Origin of the sequence: Paracoccus panacisoli (assembly GCF_042435015.1) — a bacterium.
In the GTDB taxonomy this organism is placed as follows: domain Bacteria; phylum Pseudomonadota; class Alphaproteobacteria; order Rhodobacterales; family Rhodobacteraceae; genus Paracoccus; species Paracoccus panacisoli.
This window is the reverse complement of record NZ_JBHMQU010000046.1, coordinates 35,392-57,035: the sequence shown is the minus strand read 5'-3', so window position 1 is coordinate 57,035 and position 21,644 is coordinate 35,392. Positions and strand designations below refer to the sequence as shown.

At 70.3% G+C, this 21,644-nt stretch carries 22 protein-coding genes; 14 read left to right on the top strand and 8 right to left on the bottom strand.

The features are described from left to right. Positions 1–126: 126 nt before the first annotated feature. The 5 genes from ACFHYO_RS09975 (at position 127) to ACFHYO_RS09955 (ending at position 2,910) form a co-directional block, all read left to right on the top strand. Positions 127–711: an NADPH-dependent FMN reductase gene (locus tag ACFHYO_RS09975; protein ID WP_394320134.1), complete on the top strand. Its 585-nt coding sequence runs from the start codon at positions 127–129 to the stop codon at positions 709–711. Positions 712–763: 52 nt separating this feature from the next. Then, positions 764–1,327 carry a DoxX family protein gene (locus ACFHYO_RS09970; protein WP_394320132.1) on the top strand — a complete coding sequence of 188 codons (564 nt, stop codon included), beginning with the start codon at positions 764–766 and terminating at the stop codon, positions 1,325–1,327. A 4-nt stretch (positions 1,328–1,331) separates the two neighbouring features. Continuing rightward, the gene (locus tag ACFHYO_RS09965) at positions 1,332–1,649 is read left to right on the top strand and encodes a GNAT family N-acetyltransferase (protein ID WP_394320130.1); all 318 of its coding nucleotides are present in this window, start codon (positions 1,332–1,334) and stop codon (positions 1,647–1,649) included. 11 nt (positions 1,650–1,660) lie between these two features. Beyond that, entirely contained in the window at positions 1,661–2,305 is a 645-nt protein-coding gene (locus tag ACFHYO_RS09960) for an isochorismatase family protein (RefSeq protein ID WP_394320128.1), read from the top strand. Between the two features lie 65 nt (positions 2,306–2,370). Next, a complete protein-coding gene (locus tag ACFHYO_RS09955) occupies positions 2,371–2,910 on the top strand; it encodes an EF-hand domain-containing protein (RefSeq protein WP_394320126.1) in 540 nt (179 codons plus the stop codon). 62 nt (positions 2,911–2,972) lie between these two features. Here ACFHYO_RS09955 and ACFHYO_RS09950 read toward each other — a convergent pair whose 3' ends face one another. The 3 genes from ACFHYO_RS09950 to ACFHYO_RS09940 form a co-directional block, all read right to left on the bottom strand. Next, positions 2,973–3,512 (bottom strand): NADPH-dependent FMN reductase, encoded by a 540-nt coding sequence (locus ACFHYO_RS09950; RefSeq protein ID WP_394320124.1) that lies wholly within the window; start codon positions 3,510–3,512, stop codon positions 2,973–2,975. Further along, entirely contained in the window at positions 3,509–5,251 is a 1,743-nt protein-coding gene (locus ACFHYO_RS09945) for a monovalent cation:proton antiporter-2 (CPA2) family protein (RefSeq protein ID WP_394320123.1), read from the bottom strand. The genes ACFHYO_RS09950 and ACFHYO_RS09945 overlap by 4 nt, the downstream gene beginning before the upstream one ends. A 151-nt stretch (positions 5,252–5,402) precedes the next feature. Then, on the bottom strand, positions 5,403–6,338 hold the full coding sequence (locus ACFHYO_RS09940; RefSeq protein ID WP_394320121.1) for a ring-cleaving dioxygenase: 936 nt from the start codon (positions 6,336–6,338) through the stop codon (positions 5,403–5,405). A 122-nt stretch (positions 6,339–6,460) separates the two neighbouring features. Here ACFHYO_RS09940 and ACFHYO_RS09935 point away from each other — a divergent pair, with 122 nt between their 5' ends. After that, the gene (locus ACFHYO_RS09935; protein ID WP_394320119.1) at positions 6,461–7,369 is read left to right on the top strand and encodes a LysR family transcriptional regulator; all 909 of its coding nucleotides are present in this window, start codon (positions 6,461–6,463) and stop codon (positions 7,367–7,369) included. 18 nt (positions 7,370–7,387) lie between these two features. Here the strand turns inward: ACFHYO_RS09935 and ACFHYO_RS09930 are convergent, their stop codons facing one another. Continuing rightward, positions 7,388–8,005, bottom strand: a complete 618-nt coding sequence (locus tag ACFHYO_RS09930; protein ID WP_052174803.1) for a TetR/AcrR family transcriptional regulator — start codon at positions 8,003–8,005, stop codon at positions 7,388–7,390. Continuing rightward, the gene (locus ACFHYO_RS09925; RefSeq protein ID WP_394320117.1) at positions 8,002–9,975 is read right to left on the bottom strand and encodes an oleate hydratase; all 1,974 of its coding nucleotides are present in this window, start codon (positions 9,973–9,975) and stop codon (positions 8,002–8,004) included. Before ACFHYO_RS09925 ends, ACFHYO_RS09930 begins: the two co-directional genes overlap by 4 nt. 226 nt (positions 9,976–10,201) lie before the next feature. Between ACFHYO_RS09925 and ACFHYO_RS09920 the strand changes: the two genes are divergently transcribed. The 4 genes from ACFHYO_RS09920 to ACFHYO_RS09905 all read left to right on the top strand — a co-directional run bounded on the left by ACFHYO_RS09920 (position 10,202) and on the right by ACFHYO_RS09905 (position 14,602). Next, positions 10,202–11,293: a catalase family protein gene (locus ACFHYO_RS09920; protein WP_394320115.1), complete on the top strand. Its 1,092-nt coding sequence runs from the start codon at positions 10,202–10,204 to the stop codon at positions 11,291–11,293. Positions 11,294–11,341: 48 nt separating this feature from the next. Continuing rightward, positions 11,342–12,052: a hypothetical protein gene (locus ACFHYO_RS09915; protein ID WP_052174802.1), complete on the top strand. Its 711-nt coding sequence runs from the start codon at positions 11,342–11,344 to the stop codon at positions 12,050–12,052. A 1-nt stretch (position 12,053) separates the two neighbouring features. After that, entirely contained in the window at positions 12,054–13,430 is a 1,377-nt protein-coding gene (locus ACFHYO_RS09910; protein ID WP_036699726.1) for a Dyp-type peroxidase, read from the top strand. Positions 13,431–13,651: 221 nt separating this feature from the next. Beyond that, positions 13,652–14,602, top strand: coding sequence for a glycosyltransferase family 8 protein (locus tag ACFHYO_RS09905; RefSeq protein ID WP_394320113.1), 951 nt, complete (start codon positions 13,652–13,654; stop codon positions 14,600–14,602). On the opposite strand, the gene ACFHYO_RS09900 is transcribed toward ACFHYO_RS09905, so the two are convergent. Beyond that, on the bottom strand, positions 14,578–15,135 hold the full coding sequence (locus tag ACFHYO_RS09900) for a gamma-glutamylcyclotransferase (protein WP_036707420.1): 558 nt from the start codon (positions 15,133–15,135) through the stop codon (positions 14,578–14,580). The two genes, ACFHYO_RS09905 and ACFHYO_RS09900, sit on opposite strands and share 25 nt — an antisense overlap. A gap of 93 nt (positions 15,136–15,228) precedes the next feature. On the opposite strand from ACFHYO_RS09900, the gene ACFHYO_RS09895 reads away from it, so the two are divergent. Further along, a complete protein-coding gene (locus ACFHYO_RS09895; protein WP_036707418.1) occupies positions 15,229–16,230 on the top strand; it encodes a DUF2125 domain-containing protein in 1,002 nt (333 codons plus the stop codon). Between the two features lie 9 nt (positions 16,231–16,239). On the opposite strand, the gene ACFHYO_RS09890 is transcribed toward ACFHYO_RS09895, so the two are convergent. Both ACFHYO_RS09890 and hisC read right to left on the bottom strand, forming a co-directional pair. Next, entirely contained in the window at positions 16,240–17,160 is a 921-nt protein-coding gene (locus ACFHYO_RS09890) for a prephenate/arogenate dehydrogenase family protein (RefSeq protein ID WP_394320111.1), read from the bottom strand. Further along, positions 17,157–18,260 carry a histidinol-phosphate transaminase gene (gene hisC / locus ACFHYO_RS09885; protein WP_394320281.1) on the bottom strand — a complete coding sequence of 368 codons (1,104 nt, stop codon included), beginning with the start codon at positions 18,258–18,260 and terminating at the stop codon, positions 17,157–17,159. Before hisC ends, ACFHYO_RS09890 begins: the two co-directional genes overlap by 4 nt. A 332-nt stretch (positions 18,261–18,592) precedes the next feature. On the opposite strand from hisC, the gene queA reads away from it, so the two are divergent. Genes queA through ACFHYO_RS09870 form a run of 3 tightly spaced genes read left to right on the top strand, consistent with a single transcriptional unit; the run spans position 18,593 to position 21,585 of the window. Continuing rightward, on the top strand, positions 18,593–19,678 hold the full coding sequence (gene queA, locus ACFHYO_RS09880; protein ID WP_394320109.1) for a tRNA preQ1(34) S-adenosylmethionine ribosyltransferase-isomerase QueA: 1,086 nt from the start codon (positions 18,593–18,595) through the stop codon (positions 19,676–19,678). Next, positions 19,672–20,967 (top strand): MFS transporter, encoded by a 1,296-nt coding sequence (locus ACFHYO_RS09875; protein ID WP_394320107.1) that lies wholly within the window; start codon positions 19,672–19,674, stop codon positions 20,965–20,967. Before queA ends, ACFHYO_RS09875 begins: the two co-directional genes overlap by 7 nt. 6 nt (positions 20,968–20,973) lie before the next feature. Continuing rightward, entirely contained in the window at positions 20,974–21,585 is a 612-nt protein-coding gene (locus ACFHYO_RS09870) for a DUF924 family protein (protein WP_394320105.1), read from the top strand. Positions 21,586–21,644 lie beyond the last annotated feature (59 nt).

The window sequence follows — 21,644 nt, the reverse complement described above, 5'->3', positions numbered from 1 at the left end:
TCTTGTTCGTGTCAGCCGAACGCGGCTTTCTTTTGATAGAGGCTAGTCCCGAACGCCGGAAAGGGTCACTTGAAGTTGCGAAGCTGGGCACACCACGTGCCCCGGACGAAATCAGGACGACTTGAAATGACCAAGCCAAACATCGCCATCATCATCGGATCGACCCGCCAGAGCCGGTTTGCTGACAAGCCCGCCAACTGGCTGCTCGAAAAGGCGCAGCAACGCGACGACATGACGTTCGAACTCGTGGACCTGCGCGACTTCGACCTTCCGCTCTTCGACGAGGTGGCGTCGAATGCCTGGGTGCCGTCGAGCGACCCCCGCGCGGTCGCGTGGCAGAAGAAGGTGGGCGAGTTTGACGGCTACATCTTCGTGACGGCCGAGTACAATCACTCGATCTCGGGGTCGCTGAAGAACGCGCTGGACCAAGCTTACACCGAATGGAACCGCAAGCCGATGGCCGCGCTCGGCTATGGCGGCGTGGGGGCCGCCCGCGCGGTCGAACATCTGCGTGGCATCGGGATCGAGCTGCAGATGGTCCCGCTGCGCAACGCGGTGCACCTGGGCGGCGGCGAGTTCTTCAAGACCTCGCCGATCGGGCAGAACGCCGAGATGGCCGAGGTTGAGCAGGTGCTGGCGCCCTCGCTGAACGCTATGCTCGACGAGCTTGCATGGTGGGCCAAGGCGACCATGACGGCGCGCGCGGCTTGAGAACCAAGGGGCGGTCCGCAGGGGCCGCCCCTTTGCGTCAGAGGGGGAACACATGAGAGACTCCGACACGCCGCTGATCCTGCCCGGCCTCGGGCCGTTCTACGATCGCGTGGCACAGCCGCTCGCCCATCTCGGGTTGCGGGTGCTGGTCGGCGCGCTGCTGATCGTCGAGGGCTGGCCCAAGATCACCGCCCCCTTCGCCATGGCGGGGTTCACCGAAAGCATCGGGATGTATCCCGGCTGGCTGTGGTCGGCGGTGCTCGCGGTGCTGCAGTTCGTCGGGGGGCTGATGATCCTTGTCGGGTTCCTCACCCGACCGGCGGCGCTGGCGAACGGCGTGATGCTCGCCGTCACCTACTGGTTCCACGTCACCCACCCCTACGGCACCGCCCTGCTGACGCCCGAGGGGATCGCGGCCCTGCCCGGGCAGGCATCGCTCTTCACCGCCGACGGACTGCGCAACCTCGGCGCCGATGGAGGGGCCACCTTCCTGTACATGGTCCAGTTCAAGGCCGAGGGCCTCTCGGCGATCTGGACGGTGGCGGCGCTGCTGCTCGCCGCCTGGGGCGCGGGGCCGCTGTCCATCGACCGCACGATCCTCAAGAGGGAGTTCTGAGACGATGAGCGACATCACCATCACCAAGGAAGACGGCGGGGGCCGGCACGGCCGCTACGTCGCCCGCATCGACGGCATCGACGCCGAGGGCGAGATCACCTTCACCCACCGGGGCGACGGCGTGATCAGCGCCGACCACACCGGGGTGCCCGACGCCATGGGCGGGAAGGGGGTGGCCAAGGCCCTGCTCGACTTCATGCTCGAGGACGCGCGGGCCAACGCGTTCCGCATCATCCCGGTCTGCCCCTACGTGCGCGCCCAGTATGCCCGCCACCCCGAATGGGCCGACCTGTTCACCACCAAACCCGGCGAAGACCCCTGAGGGAGGACCCCATGCCCAAGACCCAGCCCGAACCCATCCGCGACCAGACCTCCGACCGGCTGCTCACGCCGCAGAACTGCGCCATCGCGCTAATCGACTATCAGCCCGAGCAGTACCGCACCGTGACCTCGTCCTCGGCCGAGGAGATCAACCTCAATGTCATCGCGCTCTGCAAGTTCGCGCGTGCCTATGACGTGCCGGTGATCGTCTCGACGGTCGGCGTGGACATGGGTGTGAACACCGGCACCGCCGAGGAAATCCTGGCCGAGCTGCCCGACGTCGAGGAAATCGACCGCAGCGGCGTCAACGCGTGGGAGGACGAGGACTTCCGCAACGCCATGCTCGCCACCGGGCGCAAGAACATCGTCATCGCGGGGCTCTGGACCGAGGTGTGCCTGACCTTCCCGGTGATCGACATGCAGGCCGAGGGGCTGCACTGCTACCCGGTCGAGGACGCCGTGGGCGGCATCTCGCCGGTGGCCCACCACGCCGCGATCGAGCGGATGCGGCAGGCCGGGGCCACGCCGATCACCGCGATCCAGTTCGGCTCCGAGCTGATGCGCAACTGGGCCCGCCCGGACTCGCCCAAGTTCCGCGAGGTCCTGCAGCGGTACTTCCCCAAGCGCTTCGGCCTGATGAAGGACGGCAAGATCTGAACCTGGGAAGAACGCGGCACGGCGGCTGCGCGGCCGCCGCGCCGGGACGATGCCAAGACCACACCGTGGCCCTGCCGGGCCGCACCATCGAGGAGGAGAATGACATGAAGGCTTCGAAGCTGACGCCGACCACGCTCACCGGACTGGCGCTCGTTGTCGCGCTGGCCGCCCCGCTGGCCGCGCAGAACTTTCCCGAAGAGATCGACGTGATGCGCCGCATCGCCGCGTCCTTCGACACCAACAACGACGACAAGATCGACCGCGACGAGTTCCGCGAGTTCACCCGGCTCGTCTGGGCCTCGATGGACAGCAACAACGACGGGCAGGTGGACGAGCCCGAGTTCATGGCCTGGGACCCCGGCTTCAGCTACGTCGCCGAGCTGAACGGCAAGTCCGAGGACTTCACCTCGATGAAGCAGGAGATCTTCGCCTACTGGGACGCGAACGGCGACAAGATCGCGACCCGCGACGAGGTGCTGGCCACGGCGGATGAAGAGTTCAAGAACTCGGATCCCGACGGCGACGGGTTCGTGACCGGGCGCGACCTCGCCTTCGGCTCGCCCACCTTCTCGGCCTTCATCTTCGGTGCCGGCCCGGCGAAGTGACCGGGGCCTGAGCCGAGCAAAATCGAAAAAGGCCCGGCCGCCGCGCCGGGCCTTTGCTTGTCTCAGAGCGTGTCGGCGAACTCGGCCACGAACTCACGGACCAGCTCGCGGGTCTTCTCGTCGTGCAGGTTGCCCTCGTCGTCGAAGACGGCACCGGCGCGCGAGACGATCAGCCGCCCCTCGGCGCGGATCGAGCAGCGAAGGTAGCGCAGCACCGGCAGCCAGTGGTTCTGCGACAGGATCGTGCCGAACCCGCCGGGCGAGGTGCCCATCACCGCGACCGGCTTGCCCTTGAAGAGCCGCAGCCCCTCGCCGCGGGACATCCAGTCGATGGTGTTCTTGAAGACGCCGGGGATGCCGTTGTTGTATTCCGGCGTGGCCAGCAGCAGCCCGTCGGCGGCGGCAAGCTGCTGCTGAAGCCGCTCGACCGCTGGCGGCAGGCCCGACTTCGCCTCTTCGTCGGCATCGTAGAGCGGCACGTCGCGGATGTCGCCGACTTCGATCGTGACGCCGGAGGGCGCCAGCTCGACCGCGGCGCGCAAGAGGCCGGCATTGAACGACGCCCGGCGCAGGCTGCCGGAAAGACCGAGGATCGTCGTCATGCAGTGTCCTTTTTCGCTTTGACCAGAGGTTCGGGGGTGAGCGTCTGATACAGGCGGTCGCGCCCGGCCATGGCGCCGTTCTGGACCTGCTGGCCCAGCCGCTCGTTGTCGCGCGACCGGATGTCCTGCAGCGTCTCACTGACGACCGCCTCGGAACAGCCGAGCGCGCGCAGGCCCTGGGCGCCCATCAGATAGGCCGACTCGACCGTCTCGCGGATCTGGTAGTCGACGCCCGCGTGGATCAGCTCGACCGCGTGGCTGCGGTCATAGGCGCGCACCAGCAGCTTGGCCTGCGGGAACTCGTGGCGCACCAGCTCGACGATGCGGGTCGCCACCTTGGGGTCGTCCACGCAGACCATGATCACCTCGGCATCCTCGGCGCCCGAGTGGTGCAGGACGTCCAGCCGGCTGCCGTCGCCGAAATAGACCTTGAAGGCCCAGCGCTCGGCCTCGCGGATGCGGTCCGGGTCGGTGTCGATGATCGACGCCGGCGCCCCCCGCGCCAGCAGCATCTGCAGGGCGATCTGCCCGAAGCGGCCGAAGCCGATGACCAGCGCCTGGCCCTGCAGGTTGTGGGCGCGCTCCACCCCCTCCATCGAGGCGTCGCGGCGCAGCAGCCGGTCGGCGGCGATCAGGATTAGCGGCGTGAACGCCATGGACAGGATCACGACCGAGCCGAAGATGGCGTTCTCGCGCGCGTCGATCACGCCGCCCGAGGCGGCGGCGCTGTAGAGCACGAAGGCGAACTCGCCCCCTTGCGCGAACATGGCGGTGCGCTTGAGCGCGGCGATGTTGGAGCTGCCGAAGACCCTCGCCACGGTGTAGATGGCGATGGCCTTGACCACCACGTAGGCGGCGAGCATGGCGAACAGCAGCGGCCATTCCGCCGCGACCACCCGCAGGTCGAGCGACATCCCCACCGCGAGGAAGAAAAGCCCCATGAGGAGGCCGCGGAACGGCTCGATGTCGGTCTCGATCTGGTGGCGATAGCTCGAGCCGGAGAGCATGACCCCGGCGAGGAACGCGCCCATCGCCATCGAGAGGCCCACCGTCTCCATCAGCAAGGCCGCGCCCAGCACCACGAGCAGCGCGCCCGCCGTCAGCACCTCGCGCGAGCGGGCGCGAGCGAGCAGCCCGAAGAACGGGTCGAGCAACCAGCGTCCGACCACCAGCAGCGCGGCCAGGCCGGCCAGCGGCAGCAGGACCGCCATGGCCCCGCCTTCCGCCTCGCCGCCCGGCGCGAGGACCGCCACGATGGCCAGCAGCGGGACGATCAGCAGATCCTCGAACAGCAGGATCGACACCGCCTTCTGACCTTCGGCGCTGGCGATCTCGCCCCGGTCCTGCAGCGTGGACATGATGACGGCGGTCGAGGACAGCACGAAGCCCGCCCCGGCGACGAAGGCCGTCACCAAGGGCAGGCCGAAGAGCAGCATCCCGGCGGCCGTGAGCAGCGCGACCGCGAGCGAGACCTGCGCCAGCCCGAGGCCGAAGATCTGCCCGCGCATCGTCCAGAGCTTCTGCGGCCGCAGCTCGAGCCCGATGATGAAGAGGAACATCACCACGCCGAGTTCGGCGAAGTGCAGGATCGTCTCGGGGTCGGTGAAGAGGCCGAGCAGCGACGGGCCGACGAGCGCGCCGGCGGCGAAATACCCCAGCACCGACCCGAGGCCGAGGCGCCGGAACAGCGGCACCGCGATGACGGCGGCCCCCATGAGGACGACTGCCGGTCCGATCACCGGACCCAAGCCTGCTACCGCCATCGCACTCTCCGATCCGACTTAAACAAAGTTATGGCGGCCCGCGGGGCGCCCTTCAACGACAAACCCGCCGGCGCAGAGCCGGCGGGTTCGCTGGGTGTGGTGCCACGGTTCATCGCTGGGTCGAGGGTCAGTCGATCGGCCGCAGACCGGCCTCGATCCGGGCCCGCTGCGGCTCGAGGAACGGCGGCAGCGACAGCGCCTCGCCCATCGTCTCGAACGGCTCGTCCACCGCGAAGCCGGGGCCGTCGGTGGCGATCTCGAACCGGTTGCCGCCGGGCTCGCGGAAATAGAGGCTGCGGAAGTAGTAGCGCTCGACCTCGTCCGAGTTCGGGATGCGGAAATCGCGCAGCCGCTGGGTCCAGTCGTGGATCGCCGCGACATCGGGGACGCGGAAGGCCACGTGATGCACCCCGCCCGCGCCCTGCCGCGCCGTGGGCAGGTCAGGCTCGACGGCGACGTGCAGTTCCGCGGACGGGCCGCCATCGCCCATCTCGAACACGTGCACCTGCCCGTCCGGGCCGGGATAGTCGCGCACCCGGCGCATGTTCATCACGCGGGTCAGCACCGCCTCGGTGGGGGCCAGTTCGGGCACCGAGATGGTGATAGGCCCGAGCCCCCGGATCTGGTGCTCGGCCGGGACCGGGCTCCGCTCCCACGGGCGGGGGGTGCCGGTGGTATCGGCGGTCAGGCGGAAGCGCTGCCCCTCGGGGTCCTCGAAGTCGAGCGTGGCGCGGCCGTCGGTGGTGCCTGGCGCGCCCCGCGTCAGCCCCGCCTCGCCCAAGCGCGCCGCCCAGTAGTCGAGGCTCGCCTCGGCCACCCTGAGGCCGGTGCGGCTGATCGAGCGGGTGCCGCGCCGCTCGGGCGCCGCCGGCCAGTCGAAGAACGTGAGGTCGGTGCCGGGGCTACCCGCGCCGTCGGCGAAGAACAGGTGATAGGCCGAGGTGTCGTCCTGGTTGACGGTCTTCTTGACCCGCCGCATCCCCAGCGTGCCGGTATAGAACCGGTTGTTGCCGGGCGCGTCGGCGGTGATCGCCGTCAGGTGGTGAATGCCGGTCAGGTCCATGCTGGCCTCCCTCACAAATGCTCGCATGCAAGATGCGCCTGGCGACGGCGAACGCCAACAGGACCGCGCCGGACGCCGCGTTCGGTCATTGCGAACGGCCGCCGAAGCAACCATGATGCCCCATGCGCTATGACCTGAACCAGATCGAGACCTTCCTCACCGTGCTGGAAACCGGCACCGTCACGGCGGCGGCGGCGCGGCAGAACCTGTCCAAATCCGTGGTTTCGACCCGCATCGGCGACTTCGAGGCCGCCATCGGCGCCGCGCTCTTTCGTCGCAATGCCGGGCGGATCATCCCGACCGAGGCGGCGCTGCGGTTGGCCGAGCGGGTGCGCCCGGCGCTGGCCGAACTGACAGCGGCCACCGAGAGTGCGGCATGGGGCGGCCAGGACGGGGCGCTGACTGGCAGCCTCGCCATCTCGGCGCCGATGAGCTTCGGCACGGTCCACCTCGCCCCGGTTCTCGCCCGCTTTGCCGCGGCGCATCCGGGGGTGAGCCTGCGGATCGACTTTGACGATCGCGCCCGCGACCTTGCCCGCGAGGGCTTCGATCTCGGCATCCGCATCGGCGGAGACCGCGACAGCGCGCTTATCGGTCGAAAGCTCTGCGAGGAACGCCAGATCGTCGTGGCGAGCCCCGCCTATGTCGCCCGGCACGGCCGGCCCGAGAAACTCTCGGACCTGAGCGAGCATCCGGTGATCGGCTACACCCACCTCGCGGACTCGGCGCTGTGGCAATTCCGGCAGGCCGGACGCTGGGTCTCTCCCCGGATCACCTCGCGGCTAGTGATGAACAACGGCGAAGCGATGACGGCGATGGCGGAAGCCGGGCTGGGGATCGCTCTCTTGCCGGGGTTCATCGTCGGTCCCGCGCTCGCCGCGGGTCGGCTGGTCGAACTGTTGCCTGACGCCGAGACGCGGCCGTTGCCGGTCATGGCGGTCTGGCCGCCAGTCACGCCGATGCCGGCGAAACTGCGGGCACTCGTCGATTTTCTGGCAGCGCAGCTGACCCCACCGGTCCCCGTGGCATGACCGCCCGCACGATGTCCGTCAGTCGTCCTGCGGGAAGTCGATGGTGGCGTGGCAGATGATGTTCAGCGCGTCAGCGAGGCTCGGGCGGTCGTTCGGCGACTGGACGACATACCCCGTCCAGAGCGTGTGCAGCATCTGCGACAGATGCAGCGGCGGAACCTGCCACTTCACCCCGTGCCGCGCCGCGAGCCCGTCGAGCAGGCGCGCGAAGTCGGTGTGATAGGCGGCCCGCAGCCGGTCGAGATGGGCGGCGAAGTTCGGGTCGCGGCGGGCGTGGAGGTAAAGCTCGATGGTCAGCCGGGCCGGGACCGGCTGGTCGCCCAGCTCCTGCAGCCGGGCGGCCAGCAACGACAGGTCCTCGTCCAGCGAGCCGCCGACCATCCGCGCCATCAGATCCTCGATCTCGCGGATGGCGGCGTGCATCTGCTGCTCGAGCAGCGCCAGCAACAACTCCTCCTTGTCGGCGAAGTTGGAATAGAACGCGCCCTGCGAGAACCCGGCCCGCTCGCACACGCCGCGGATCGAGGCGGCCGCCACACCGCCTTCGGCGATGATGTCATTGGCGGCCTCGATCAGGCGGGACCGGGTTTCCTCTTGCATCTGGGCGCGGCTGCGGCGCTGCGGCAGCTGGGTCATGTGCGACGGTCATCCTTCTGCTGCGGGCTGAGCGTCGCCGCGAGGCGCCGCACCACTCCGGTAATGGCCTGACCACCGCCGCGGATCAACAGACTTGCATCCGCCCCGATCGGCCCGCCGTCGTCATGCTCGGGCAGCGGCGGCAGGATATGGGCATAATAGGTGTTGCCCAGCAGCTTGTGCAGCAGCCGCTCGCCCGGGAAGGGCTGGTTGCTGTTGAGCGCCCGCGCCGCCTTGAGCAGGTTGCGGATGTCGTACTGCGTCGGGCTGAGGTCCGGCACCTGCTTGGGCAGGTCGAGCAGCGTATAGGCCGCGATCCGGCCGGTGCGGACCGAGCTTTCCACCGTGAACACGACGTCGTTGCGGGTCTCCACGAACTGCCCCAGCAGCGCGAGGTTGGTGCAGCCCTCGGGCACGATCTCGGGCCGGTCGCCCCTGGCGCGCGGCATGAATTGCGCGGTGATGTAGGGCATCAGCGCCAGCCGCACCTTGGTCTGCTGGACGATGCCGTCGAGCTGCGACTGCGGGATGCCGAGGTGGTGGCAGAGCTCGGACAGGATCTCTCGCCCCGTGCACTCGGGCATGGTCTTCTTCACCTTGTCGCCGGGCTTGTCCATCAGCAGCGCATAGACCCAGACCACCAGCGTGTCCTTGGGCTGGTCGGGGAAATGCGGCTGGCGGTTGATGGTGACGCTGAGCACCCAGGACGAGTCGGTGAAGGTGATGATCCCGCCGGTCGCGGTGCGGCCCGAATAGGGGTCGTTGACCGACAGGTCGGCCAGCCGCTCGGTCAGCGCCGACGGCTTGCAGGTCAGCGTCGCGGATTCCCACATCGAGCGGTCGGGCTGGCTGTAGAATTTCTCCGGCTTGCCGAAGACCGGCGACTTGGCGGCGAGGTTGCGCCACAGCGTCCAGTCACTCTCGGGCCCCGGCTCGCCCTCGAAGCGGATGCGGGGCGGGGCGGTGTCCATGTCGCCGTAGCTCGTGCCCTCGGTGATCGAGCCGGGCAGCGCGAAGACGAGGTCGCGGGGGCCGACCGCGATCTCCTGCGGGGTGCCGTCCACGACCGCGTGCAGGGCGGTGACGGTGCGGGCGCCGTCCTTTTCGTCGAAGCTCATGTCGGTGACGCGGGTGCCGAAGCGGAACGTCACGCCGCGGTCCTTGAGGTGGCGGACCAGCGGTTTGATGAAGCCGTCGTTCTGGTTGTACTTCGGAAACACCAGCGCCGACATGTCGGTCAGCCCGTCGATCGAGTCGACGAAGCGGTGCACGTAGAGCTTCATCTCGAGCAGGCTCTGCCAGTTCTCGAAGGCGAACATCGAGCGCCATAGGAACCAGAAGTTCGACTGCAGGAAGCCCTCGCTGAACCAGTCCTCGATGGTGAGGTCGTCCAGGTCCTCTTTCCGGGCCAGCATCAGCCGGACGAGTTCCCACTGCTGCGGCTTGGTCAGCCCGAGCGTCGAGAAGTCGCGGATCTGGCCCTGCTTGTGCATGAGCCGCGCCTTGGACCAGTTCGGGTCGGCGTCGTTGACCATGCGATATTCGTCAAGGACGCTGTAGCCCTCGGGCAGTTCCAGCGCCTGCACGTCCTGCAGCATGTCCCACAGCTGGTCGTAGTTCCAGTTCATCTCGCGGCCGCCGCGGACGATGTAGCCGTCCTCGGGGTTGCCGGCCCCGTCCATCGACCCGCCCGAGACGGGCAGCGCGTCGTAGACGGTGATGTTGGCCCCCGGCATGTGGCCGTCGCGGATCAGGTAGAACGCGGCCGCGAGCCCGGCGATGCCGCCGCCGATGATCAGCGCCTTGCGGTCCGTCACCCCCTCGGGCGCGAACGGCTTGTGGCGCTGGTAGGTGCCGATCATGTCCGGCTGGGGCAGGGTGTTCTGCTTGCTGTGGTGCCAGTAGCCGGCGGTGGCGTCGGGCTGATGGTCCACGGGGCGCGGTGCATGGGGATAGGCGGGATTTCGCATGACGTGTCCTCTTTTTCAGATTCGCAGTCCGGAACTTGAACCGAACAGGCCGTTCCTGCGTTCCATAGATAACACTAGTAATTCAGATTTCAACTGATATCCCAATTGACGCTGCGGAATCTCGGATGTCACTTGATATCTCAAACCCCAGACCCGATATCTGCTTCAGGCACACCGAACCGCCCCCCGAACCGCCCCTGAACCGACCTGCCGAAAGGATCGCCCGATGACCGACAACTACGTCCGCTATTCCCCCGAGGTCGAAGTCCCGGTCGAGGACGAGGCGCGCCTCATCGCCGAGATCACCGACCAGATGTCCGAGACGAACCTTGAGGCGTTCGAGCGTCACCGGCACGCCATCCGCGACGCCCACGCCAAAAGCCACGGCGTCCTGACCGGCACGCTGACCATCCCCGCCGACCTGCCCGCGCATCTGCGCCAGGGCGTCTTCGCCCAACCCGGCGAGTATGACGTGGTGGCGCGGATCTCGTCGGCCCCCGGCGACATCCACAGCGACGAGATCCCCCAGCCGCGCGGCTTCGCGCTGAAGATCATGGGGGTCGAGGGCAACCGTCTGCTCAAGCGCGACGACAGCCACTCGCAGGACTTCCTGATGGTGAACCTGCCGGTGCTGCCCTTCGGCGACATCCCGAAATACAAGCAGATGCTGGGCCTGCTCGAAAAGCGCGCCCAGGCGCCCGAGCGGGTGCAGCGCTTCGGCGCCGCGGTGGCCCGCGGGCTCGAGAACGCGATCGAGGCCGTCGGCGCCACGCCGGGCGTGACGCTCCAAGGCCTTGCGCTCTCGAACGACAACCTGCTGGGCGAGACGTTCTTCACCCAGGGCGCGCTGCGCTTTGGCGACTATATCGGCAAGGTCTCGCTCGCGCCGCGGTCCGAGAACGTCCGCGCGCTGACCGGCCAGCCGATCGAGGACATGTCCTATTCCCGCATCGAAGAGGTCGTGCGCGACTTCTTCCGCGACAACGAAGCCGTCTATGACCTGCGCGTGCAGCTCTGCACCGATCTGGACGAGATGCCGGTCGAGGATGCCGCGATCCTCTGGGACGAGGAGAAATCCCCCCAGCAGGTGATCGGCACCGTCCGCTTCGCCCCGCAGGACAGCTTCAGCGACGCGCGGCGCGTCTATGCCGACGACGTGCTGTCCTTCAACCCGTGGCAGGGGATCACCGCACACCAGCCGCTCGGCTCAATCATGCGCATCCGGCGCACCGTCTATGACGTCTCGTCGGACCGCCGCCACCGGCTGAACGCCGTCACGCGGACCGAGCCCGCGTCGGCCGCCGACATCCCCGCCTGACCCCCCTCCCCTCCCCCCCCTCACCCGATCAGAGAAAGGACAACAGCCATGGCCGAGAAACTGCGCGAGACCGGCGGCGACCCCCGCCTCGAGGACGAAAGCAAGCTGGCCGAGATCCGTCGCCGGATCGAGGAGGTCGCGACCGACGCCCCGACGCTGGCGAAGATCGCGCTCGAGGCGATCATCCGCAAGCACAACCCCGACCTCAAGGGCACCGCCCAGAGCGCCGGCCGCGCCGGGATGCAGTCGGGCAACGTGTCCGAGCTGACCGCCATCGCCGACCTCAAGCCCGGCGGCGCCGACCGCCTGCGCCGCATCTTCAACCTGACGAACGGCAACATGGACGGTGCGCAGCGCGTCTCGACGCTGCACGACATGCGGTTCGTGTTCCTCGACAACGACACCAAGATCCTGTTCGCCACCACCTATGACGGCGACTGGGACGCCTACATCAACGACTTCGCCACCAAGATCCCCGAACTGATGGACCTGCTGTTCCAGAACGTCGAGGGCTGGCCGGGCATCGACAGCCCCGAGGTCAAGGACTTCATCGCCGATCACCAGATCGACGCCTCGGGCTGGTTCGTGGCCAACCCGCAGGTCACCGTCGTGGACGTGCGTCGCTATCAGCGCACCGAGCACGCGCTGAACGAGTTCCTCGACACGATGAACAAGAACGCGGACGTGGACGACACGACCCGGGCGGCGATGAAGAAGCTGACCGACGAGATCGCCAAGCCCGAGCCGGTGGACTACTGAGATGGCGCTACTTTCCCGCATCAAGCAGCGGTTCTCGCGCGACAAGGTTGACCTGCAGCTGGACGACATCCAGGCGCTGATCCTGCGCAACCGGCCCGAGCCCTATTGCGGCGTCCACGCGATGCTGCATGTCGATGAGGCCGAAGGGGGGCGCGACCTGATCGCGCGCCTCGCGCCGCACATCCCCTCGGCCGACGGGTTCCACGACGACCTCGACGCCTGGACCGGCGTGGCGATCAGCCACGCGGGCCTCAAGGCGCTCGGCCTGCCCGAGGACACGCTGAAGACCTTTCCGCTGCCCTTCCAGCAGGGCATGGCGGCCCGCGCCGACATCCTGCGCGACTTCGACGAGAACGCCCCCGAGCACTGGGACGAGGCCTTCCGCGAGGGGCATTGCCACATCGCCCTGACGATCTACGCCGTGGACAAGGCGGCGCTCGACAAGGCGGTGGAGAAGGCGAAGGGCGAGCTCGATAAGTCGAGCGGCGTGACGCTCCTCGGCACGCACGAGTTCGCGGCCGACGAAGAGGCCAAGAACCCCTTCGGCTTCCGCGACTCGATCGCCCAGCCCGACATCAAGGGCAGCGGCGTCGACCCGTGGCCCGGCGACCAGGAGGCGATCGCGCCGGGCGAGTTCATCCTGGGCGAGAACAGCGAGACCGGCAGCCCGCTGGGGATGCCCGAGCCGGCCGATCTCGGCCGCAACGGCAGCTATGTCGTGCTGCGCAAGTTCATCAGCCGGGTCGGCGCGTTCAATGACTTCGTCAAGTCGCACGCCGAGGGCGCCGACGCCCAGCACCTGCTGGCCGCCAAGATGTTCGGCCGCTGGCAGTCGGGCGCGCCGCTGGTGCTGTCGCCCGAGCACGAGGACAAGGAGCTGGGCGACGATCCCGCGCGCAACAACGACTTCGACTTCTCGAACGACCAGAAGGGCCTGATGTGCCCGATGTCGAGCCACATGCGCCGGATGAACCCGCGCGACGGGCAGATGACGATCCTCACCGACGTGAAGATCAAGCGCATCATCCGCCGCTCGTCGACCTTCGGGCCGAAGTGGACGCCGGACGTGACCGCCGCCGACGACGCGGCCGAGGATCGCGGCATCTTCTTCATCTTCATCAGCGCCCGCGCCTTCGACACGATCGAGTTCATGCAGCAGGAGTGGATCAACCGCGGCAACTTCATCGACCTCGGGGAAGAGCGCGACCCGATCGTGGGCCTGCATCCCGAGCCGGGGCAGTTCACCATCCCCGAGGAACCCGCCCGCAAGCGCATCAACGGCGTGACCACGTTCAACCGCATGGCGGGGGGCGAATACATGTTCATGCCGTCGCTGACTGCGCTGCGCTGGATCGGCGAAGGCAGCTGGGCCAAGTGACGCCAACCGGACCGGCGCTACTGCGCCGGTCGGTTCCCCTCTCGCGCAGGTCCGCCCCCTCACCTTGGGGGTGCAGACCCCTAGCGAGGAACCCGTCGCCGCGCGCTCCTCCCCGCGCCAGGCGGCGCGGGCCGGCAGAGCGATCTGCCGGCCCCTTTGCATTCCCCCCTCCCCGCGGGTGAGGGGTTGCCAATTCGCCCCGGCCGGGGATGTTCAGCGGAATGGACCCGACCCTCTCCCCCGGCTTTCGCCAGACCGCCGACGCCGCGGTGATCGTCGCCTGCGACGGCGCCTACCTGCCCTATGCGGGGGTGCTCGCGGCCCAACTCGCGGCGGTCGAGGGGCGGGGGTTCGACGTGCTGATCGGCTCGCCCGAACCGCTCGCCCTGCCGCCTGCGCTCGCCGCGGCAGGGATCGGCCATGTCGCGGCGCAGGACGCGGGGCTCGCGCAGTCGCTGCCGCTCGACGCCCGCCGCTCGCTCGCCACCTATATGGAGATCTTCCTCGCCCGCGCGCTGGCCGGGCGCTGGCGGCGCATCCTCGTACTGGACGCCGACATCCTGCTCGAGCGCGGCGATCCGACGCCGCTGCTCGCCGCCGACCTGCGCGGGCGGGCGGTGGCGGCGGTGCGCGACAACCGCCAGTGGCGCAATCCCGGCAAGCGGACCCCGGACCAGCAGCAGCTCGGCCGCCCCGCCGCGCCCTACTTCAACGCGGGCGTCGTGATGATCGACACCGACGCCTGGGCCGCGGCCGACCTGTCGGCGCGTTGCGCCGCCTTTGCCCGCAGCCACCTCGCCGGGATCGGGCGCGACCAGGCGCTGCTGAACGGGGTGCTGAACGGCGACTGGACCGAGATGAGCCCGCTCTGGAACTGGCAGTTCACCTGGGCCTCGGCGCACCTGACCGCCATGGCGGACCCCTGCCTCGTCCATTTCATCGGCCCGGCGAAGCCCTGGCTCGCCGCCGCGGCCGGCATCGTGCCGATGCGCTACCGCGCCGCCTATGCCGGGCTGCCGCCGGGGCTGGCCGCCCCCGACCTCACGCGCCGCGCCTGGCCCGACCGCCGGACGCTCGGCCGCGCGCTCTTGCGCCAGTGGCGCGCGGCGGGGCCGATGCTCGACTATCTCGCGGCGTTCCCCGACCCTTACGCGCTCATCGACCCGCGCTGAGCGGTCAGCGCGCGCACCTGCGCCGCCAGCGCCGCGATGTCGTCGTCGGGGATGCCCAGCTCGTCCAGATGCGCGGCGGTGTTGAACAGATACTCGGCGTTCGGCCCCCGCCCGCCGTGGGCCGAGGCGATGATCCGCGCCTGTTCCTCGATCCCCAGCCCGCCGCAGTACTGCCAGTGCTCGGGGCGCATGACATAGGTCAGCGCCTCGACCCGCCGCCCGTCCGCCAGTTCGAGCGGCACCAGCGCCTCGCGGTAGGCCTCGGTCACCAGCTCGCGGGCGCGCAGCGCGGCGTGGACCTCGGGCCAGAGCGGCGCCTCGACCCTGAGCGCGAGGCCCGTGCAGAGATGCCCCGGCTGCGCCTCGAGCCCGAGGACCAGCCCCGGCGCCTCGGCGGTGCCGCGATGCTGGATCGAGCGCAGGCAGAAGCTGCGCCGCCAGCCGTCGGCCTGCGCGATCACCTGCTCGGCGACGGGGAACTCGGGCGCCCACATCAACGAACCATATCCGAACACCCAGCCGCCGTGATGCATCCCTTGCCCTTTCGCTTGCCGGCAGGTTAGGCCGGGCAGGCAAAGTTGCAAGCGCGCCCCCACGGCACGGGCGACAAGCTGGGCGGGGACCGAATGCGCAGGCTGATCCTTCTGGTTCTGGTCGTCGCGGCGGCGCTGGCCGCGGCGTGGCTGGGCGGCGAGACCTGGCTCGCGCGCGAGGCCGCGCGCCGCATCGCCGACGACCCGCAGATCGAGGCCGCCTCCGTCACCCCCCTGCGCCGCATCGACCGCATCGGGCTGCATCTCGCGGAGCTGAAGTTTGCGACCGAGGCCGGGCCGGCGACGCTGCCGGCGCTCGACCTCTGGGCCGCGCCGACGGCGCCGACGACGTTTCACGCCACCCTGCCCCCCGCGCTGACCCTGCCCGGCGACCGCGCGCTCGCGCTGACCGGCGGCGGGATGAGCCTGCGCGTCTCGCCCGGCAACGGCATGGCGATCGGCGCGGCGGGGGCCAAGGCGAGCGCCGTCACCCTCGACGGGGCGCCGCTGGCCGAGGGGGTGGACGTCACCGCCACGCTGACGCCGATGGGCGGCCACGCGCCAAAGGCGGCGCGCGCGAGCTATCGCGTGGCGGGCACGCTCACGCAGCTTGTCCCCGCGGCGCTCGGCCCGGTGCCGCCGGCGCTGGCCGAGGCGGGGCCGATCGGGATCGACGGGGCGGCGCAACTCTACCTCACCGGAGCGCTGAAACCGGGCGAGGAAACGCCGCCGCGCCTCGTCGGCGTGAACTCGGACGGGGTCAGGCTTCAGGTGGGCGCGCACCACGCGCGGATCAGCGGCCACGTCACCGCCGATGCCGAGGGGCGCGCCGCGGGCGCGGCCTTCGTCGACACGCCCGACCCGCGCGGCTGGCTCGACCTCGCCGCGGCGCTGGGGGCACTCCCCGCGCAGGTGGTGCCGCTCGCCACCACCGCGCTGCGCACGGCCTCGGGCGCCGAGGTCACGCTGCCCGCCGGCATCACCGCGCCGCCCCCGCCGCCCGAGGGCACGCTGCGCATCACCCTGATCTTCCGCGACGGGCGCAGCTTCCTCGGGCCGATGCCCATCGGCCCGGCGCCGCTGTTCGCGCCCTGAGGCCGCGCCTCAGCCCGGCCCGGCCCCGCGGCCGAAGTCGGGCGCGGCGGTGTCCTGGCCGGCCTCGATGATCCCGCGGCGGATGTTGCGGGTGCGGGTGAAATAGTCGTGCAGATGCTGCCCGTCGCCCATGCGGATCGCGCGCTGCAGCACGAACAGCTCTTCGGCGAAGCGGCCGAGGATATCCAGCGTCGCCTCGCGGTTGTGCAGGAACACGTCGCGCCACATCGTCGGGTCCGACGCGGCGATCCGGGTGAAGTCGCGGAAGCCCGCGGCCGAATAGCGGATCACCTCGGACTCGGTCACCCGCCGCAGGTGGTCCGCGACGCCGACCATCGTATAGGCGATCAGGTGGGGCGCGTGGCTCGTCACCGCCAGCACGAGGTCATGGTGCGGCGCCTCCATCACCTCGACATTCGCGCCCATCGCGCGGATCAGCGCCTCGAGCCGCGAAAGCGCGTCCGGGTCGGTTCCTTCGAGCGGGGTCAGCAGCCACCAACGGTTGCGAAAGAGCGACGCGAACCCCGCCCGGGGGCCGGAGTGCTCGGTCCCCGCGAGCGGGTGGCCGGGGATGAAATGCACCCCCTCGGGCAGGTGCGGGCCGACCGCGTCGATCACCGCCTGCTTGACCGACCCCACGTCGGTCACGATGGCCCCCGGCGCCAGATGCGGCGCGATCTCGGCCGCGACGTCGGCCATTGCCCCAACGGGCACGGCGAGCACCACCAGATCGGCGCCCGCGACGGCCTCGGCGGCAGTGTCGAACACCTCGTCCACCAGCCCGATCTCGGCCGCCGTGGCCCGCGTCTCGGCCGAGCGCGCGTGGCCGGTGATCCGCCCGGCGAGCCCCCCCGCCCGCATCGCGTGCGCCATCGAGCCGGCGATCAGCCCCAGCCCGATCAGCGCCACCCGCTCGAACCGGGCGTTCATGGCGCGGTCTCCGCGTCACGGGTGGCCATGAACTGGCCGATGACATGGGCGACGCGGCGGCAGGACGCCTCGTCGCCGACGGTGATCCTGAGGCACGCGGGCAGGCCGTAGCTGGCCACGCGGCGGACGATGATCCCCTCGTCCCGCAGGCTGGCGTCGCAGGCCTCGGCGGTGGCGGCGTCGGCAAAGCGGGCGAGGATGAAGTTCGCGTGCGAGGGGTCCGAGGGCACCCCCCGCTCGGTCAGCGCCGAGGCGAGCCAGCCGCGCAGCCGGGCGTTCTCGGCCCGCGCGTGCTCGGCGTGGGCGCGGTCGCGCACCGCGGCCTCGGCCCCGTCCAGCGCCACGTTCGACAGGTTGAACGGCCCGCGGATGCGGTTCAGGACGTCGATGACCTCGCGCGGCCCGTAGCCCCAGCCGACCCGCAGCCCGCCCAGCCCGTAGAGCTTCGAGAAGGTCCGCGTCATCACCACGTTGGGCAGCCGCGAGGCGAGCTCGGCCCCGCCGTCATAATCGCCGCCCACATACTCGGCATAGGCCGCGTCGATGACGAGGATCGCCTGCGGCACGGCCGCGGCCAGCCGCTCGAGCTCGGCCAGCTCGATCATCGTGCCGGTCGGGTTGTTGGGGTTGGCGACGAAGATCAGCCGCGTGGCCGGAGTCGCCGCGGCGATCAGCGCGTCGATGTCGGTGACGCGCTCACGCTCGGGCGCGGCGACGGGGGTGGCGCCCGCGGCCATGGCGCTGATGCGGTACATCAGGAACCCGTGCTCGGTGAACAGCACCTCGGTCCCCGGCCCGGCATAGGCCTGGCAGAGGAAGTGGATGATCTCGTCCGAGCCCACGCCGCAGATGATCCGGTCGGGGTCGAGCCCATGCACCTCGGCGATGGCGGCGCGCAGCCGGGCGTGGTCGGTCGAGGGGTAGCGGTGCATCTGGTGCGCCGCCCGCGCCACCGCCTCGCGCGCCTTTTCGGACGGGCCGAAGGGGTTTTCGTTCGAGCTGAGCTTCAGCACGTCGCTGCGCCCCGAGAGGGTGGCGGTCCCGGCCTCGTAGAGCGCGATCTCCATGATCCCCGGCTGCGGTTCGATCGCGGCGCCGATCTGCGGTTCGACCGGGGGCGGAAGCGGCTGGCTCATCGGAGGTCCTCTGGCTCGGGTGAGCCGTCTTTAGACAGGCGGCGCGCGGTTGGGAAGGGCGAGGGGTGCGCGGGGGGTGGGCGGCGTGTGTGCGGGTGCACGCGGTCAGGCGTGCGGCCCGGCCTGCGGCCCGGACCCCGGCACCGCGCGCCGAAGCGGGACGGGCCCCCTTGCCCGCCCCACCCCACGGCCAGAGGCACCGCCCGCCCCCGCCGGAACCGCCCGCCGTCTGACGTTCCCGCGACCCCGCCCTGCCCCCGCTTGACCCGGGGCGGCGGCGGGCCGACAAGACCGCCATGCAGCCCGCCGATCCGCCCCCTCTCCGCCTGTCGGACTTCGACTTCGATCTGCCCGAGGGGCTGATCGCCACACGGCCAGCGCGCCCGCGCAGCGCCGCCCGTCTACTGGTCGCGCAGGGCGACCGGATCACCGACGCGACGGTCGCGGACCTGCCCGGGTTCCTGCGCCCCGGCGATCTGCTGGTCCTGAACGACACCAAGGTGATCCCGGCGCGGCTCACGGGCACCCGCACCCGCCCGACGCCCCAGGGCGACGCCGTGGCCCGCATCGAGGTCACGCTGACCGAGCCCACCTCCGAGGGCGGCTGGAAGGCGCTGGTCAAGCCGCTGCGCAAGCTCAAGCCCGGCGAGGTGATCCGCTTCGGCGACCACCTCTCGGCCCGCGTCGCCGCCATCGCCGAGGGCGAGGCGACGCTGGCCTTCGACGCCACGGGCGCGGCCTTCGACGCGGCGCTGGCCGAGGTCGGCGCCATGCCCCTGCCCCCCTACATCGCGGCGTTGAGGGCACCCGATGCGCAGGACCGCACCGACTATCAGACCGTCTGGGCCCGCGCCGCGGGCGCCGTCGCCGCCCCGACCGCGAGCCTGCATTTCGACGCCCCGCTGCTCGCGCAGCTTGCCCAGGACGGGGTCGAGTTCGTCCACGTCACGCTCCACGTCGGCGCCGGCACCTTCCTGCCGGTCAAGACCGACGACGTCTCGCAGCACCGGATGCACGCCGAGCGCGGCCTCGTCACGCCCGAGGCCGCCGCCGCCATCGCCCGCGCCCGGACCGAGGGGCGGCGGGTGATCGCCGTCGGCACCACCGCCCTGCGGCTGATCGAGAGCGCCGCGGACGCGGACGGCACCATCCGGCCCTTCGACGGGGCGACCGACATCTTCATCCGCCCCGGCTACCGCTTCCGCGTCACCGACGGGCTGATGACCAACTTCCACCTGCCGAAATCGACGCTGCTCATGCTCGTCTCGGCGCTGATGGGGCAGGACCGCATCCGCGCGATCTACGCCCACGCCATCGCGGCGCGCTATCGCTTCTTCAGCTACGGCGACGCCTCGCTGCTTCTGCCCGAGGCGTCATGCTGAGCGTCCTGCGATCCACCTGGCCGCTGCTCGCCGGGGTCATGCTGCTCATGGTCGGCAACGGGATGCAGGGCACGCTGCTCGGCATCCGCGGCGCGCACGAGGGCATTCCGACCAACCTCATGTCGGTCGTCATGTCGGCCTATTTCGGCGGCTTCGTGCTGGGCAGCCTGATCGTGCCGGGGATGATCCAGCGGGTCGGCCACCTCCGGGTCTTCGCCGCGCTCGGCTCGCTCATCTCGGCGGTGCTGATCCTCTATGCGGTCGACACCAACTGGATCGCCTGGGTGCTCTTGCGGCTGGTGATCGGGTTCAGCTTCTGCGGCGTCTACATCACCGCCGAAAGCTGGATGAACGCCAGCGCCGGCAACGAGACGCGCGGCCGCGCCATGTCGGTCTATTTCATCGTCCAGATGTTCGGCCTCGTCATCAGCCAGATCCTGATGAACGTCCCCGATCCGGGCGGCTGGCTGCTCTTCGTCATCCCCTCGGTGCTGGTGTCGCTGGCCTTCACCCCGATCCTGCTGTCGCAGGTCGAGGCGCCGCGGTTCGAGAGCATCGCGCCGATGAGCATTGCCCGGCTCTACCGCACCTCGCCCTTGGGCTGCGTCGGCATCTTCCTCGTCGGCGGGGTGTTCTCGGCGCTGCTGGGGATGGGCGCGGTCTGGGGCGCGGTCGCGGGGCTGAACGTGCGCGAGATCTCGGCCTTCGTGGCGGCGATCTGGGTCGGCGGGCTGCTGGCCCAGTATCCGGTCGGCTGGCTCTCGGACCGGATGGACCGGCGGGTGCTGATCGCCGGCCTCGCCATCCTCGGGACGCTCGCCACCGCGGCCGTGGTGCTGTCCGAGCCGTCGATCTGGGGCTACCTCGCGGCCTCGGCGCTTCTGGGCGGGGTAGCCAACCCGATCTATGCGCTGCTCATCGCCTATACCAACGACTCGCTCGACAGCCGCGACATGGCGGCGGCCTCGGCCGGGCTTCTGCTCATCAACGGCGGCGGGTCGGTGTTCGGGCCGATCGTCACCGGCTGGCTGATGTCGGCGATCGGGCCGGTCGGGTTCTGGGTCTATATCCTCGTGCTGCTGGCGATCCTGTCGGGCTATGCCGGCTGGCGGATGACGCGGCGCGCGACGCCCGCGCAGGACCAGGCCTTCGCCATCCTCTCGCCCGCGGCCACCCCCTTCGGGGTCGAGACCGCGCTGGCCGAGGCCGGCGATTCCACCGGGCCGCTGCCCACCCAGCCGCCCGCCGACTCGGCGGCCGCGCGGCCCCACCCGCTCGACGAGGACTGACCCGCCATGCCCGACCCCCGGCCCGAGATCTCCGCCCCTGACGTGTCGCCCGCCGAGGTGGTCGGCTTCTGGGTCGACGAGGTCGGCGCCGACGGCTGGTATGCGCGCAGCACCTCGCTGGACCAGACGATCCGCGACCGTTTCCGCCCCGCGTGGGAGGCCGCGGCGACCCTCGCCCCCGACTGGGCCGCCCGCGGCCCCGAGGGCGCGCTCGCCGCGCTGATCCTGACCGACCAGTTCCCGCGCAACATGTTCCGCGGCGACCCGCGCGCCTTCGCCACCGACGCGCTGGCGCTGCGTCTCGCCGATGCGGCGATCGCCGCCGGTCACGACATGGCCACGCCCGAGCCCGCGCGGCAGTTCTTCTACCTGCCCTTCGAGCACAGCGAGTCGCTGGCCGATCAGGACCGCGCCATCGCGCTGTTCGCCGAGCGGATGCCGGGCGAGAACCTGCGCCACGCGCGGCTGCACCGCGACGCCATCGCGGCCTTCGGGCGCTTCCCGTGGCGGAACGCGGCGCTCGGCCGCACCTCGACGCCGGCCGAGAAGGCGCTGCTCGACGCGGGCGGTTACGGGGCGCTCGTCTCGGGCAAGGTGGTCCTTGCCGACCTCGGGTGAGCCTGCGATTGTGACCCGACGTCACACGGTTACGGCCACAGGTTAACGGGGGACATGGG

Excerpts from the sequence above, each read along its gene's own strand:
- ACFHYO_RS09915 (WP_052174802.1), top strand. The coding sequence starts at position 11,342 with ATGGCCGAGAAACTGCGCGAGACCGGCGGCGACCCCCGCCTCGAGGAC.
- ACFHYO_RS09895 (WP_036707418.1), top strand. The coding sequence starts at position 15,229 with ATGCGCAGGCTGATCCTTCTGGTTCTGGTCGTCGCGGCGGCGCTGGCC.
- ACFHYO_RS09920 (WP_394320115.1), top strand. The coding sequence starts at position 10,202 with ATGACCGACAACTACGTCCGCTATTCCCCCGAGGTCGAAGTCCCGGTC.
- ACFHYO_RS09975 (WP_394320134.1), top strand. The coding sequence starts at position 127 with ATGACCAAGCCAAACATCGCCATCATCATCGGATCGACCCGCCAGAGC.
- queA (WP_394320109.1), top strand. The coding sequence starts at position 18,593 with ATGCAGCCCGCCGATCCGCCCCCTCTCCGCCTGTCGGACTTCGACTTC.
- ACFHYO_RS09940 (WP_394320121.1), bottom strand. The coding sequence starts at position 6,338 with ATGGACCTGACCGGCATTCACCACCTGACGGCGATCACCGCCGACGCG.
- ACFHYO_RS09900 (WP_036707420.1), bottom strand. The coding sequence starts at position 15,135 with ATGCATCACGGCGGCTGGGTGTTCGGATATGGTTCGTTGATGTGGGCG.
- ACFHYO_RS09935 (WP_394320119.1), top strand. The coding sequence starts at position 6,461 with ATGCGCTATGACCTGAACCAGATCGAGACCTTCCTCACCGTGCTGGAA.
- ACFHYO_RS09905 (WP_394320113.1), top strand. The coding sequence starts at position 13,652 with ATGGACCCGACCCTCTCCCCCGGCTTTCGCCAGACCGCCGACGCCGCG.
- ACFHYO_RS09925 (WP_394320117.1), bottom strand. The coding sequence starts at position 9,975 with ATGCGAAATCCCGCCTATCCCCATGCACCGCGCCCCGTGGACCATCAG.
- ACFHYO_RS09890 (WP_394320111.1), bottom strand. The coding sequence starts at position 17,160 with ATGAACGCCCGGTTCGAGCGGGTGGCGCTGATCGGGCTGGGGCTGATC.
- ACFHYO_RS09930 (WP_052174803.1), bottom strand. The coding sequence starts at position 8,005 with ATGACCCAGCTGCCGCAGCGCCGCAGCCGCGCCCAGATGCAAGAGGAA.
- ACFHYO_RS09960 (WP_394320128.1), top strand. The coding sequence starts at position 1,661 with ATGCCCAAGACCCAGCCCGAACCCATCCGCGACCAGACCTCCGACCGG.
- ACFHYO_RS09870 (WP_394320105.1), top strand. The coding sequence starts at position 20,974 with ATGCCCGACCCCCGGCCCGAGATCTCCGCCCCTGACGTGTCGCCCGCC.
- ACFHYO_RS09875 (WP_394320107.1), top strand. The coding sequence starts at position 19,672 with ATGCTGAGCGTCCTGCGATCCACCTGGCCGCTGCTCGCCGGGGTCATG.
- ACFHYO_RS09950 (WP_394320124.1), bottom strand. The coding sequence starts at position 3,512 with ATGACGACGATCCTCGGTCTTTCCGGCAGCCTGCGCCGGGCGTCGTTC.
- ACFHYO_RS09970 (WP_394320132.1), top strand. The coding sequence starts at position 764 with ATGAGAGACTCCGACACGCCGCTGATCCTGCCCGGCCTCGGGCCGTTC.
- ACFHYO_RS09965 (WP_394320130.1), top strand. The coding sequence starts at position 1,332 with ATGAGCGACATCACCATCACCAAGGAAGACGGCGGGGGCCGGCACGGC.
- ACFHYO_RS09910 (WP_036699726.1), top strand. The coding sequence starts at position 12,054 with ATGGCGCTACTTTCCCGCATCAAGCAGCGGTTCTCGCGCGACAAGGTT.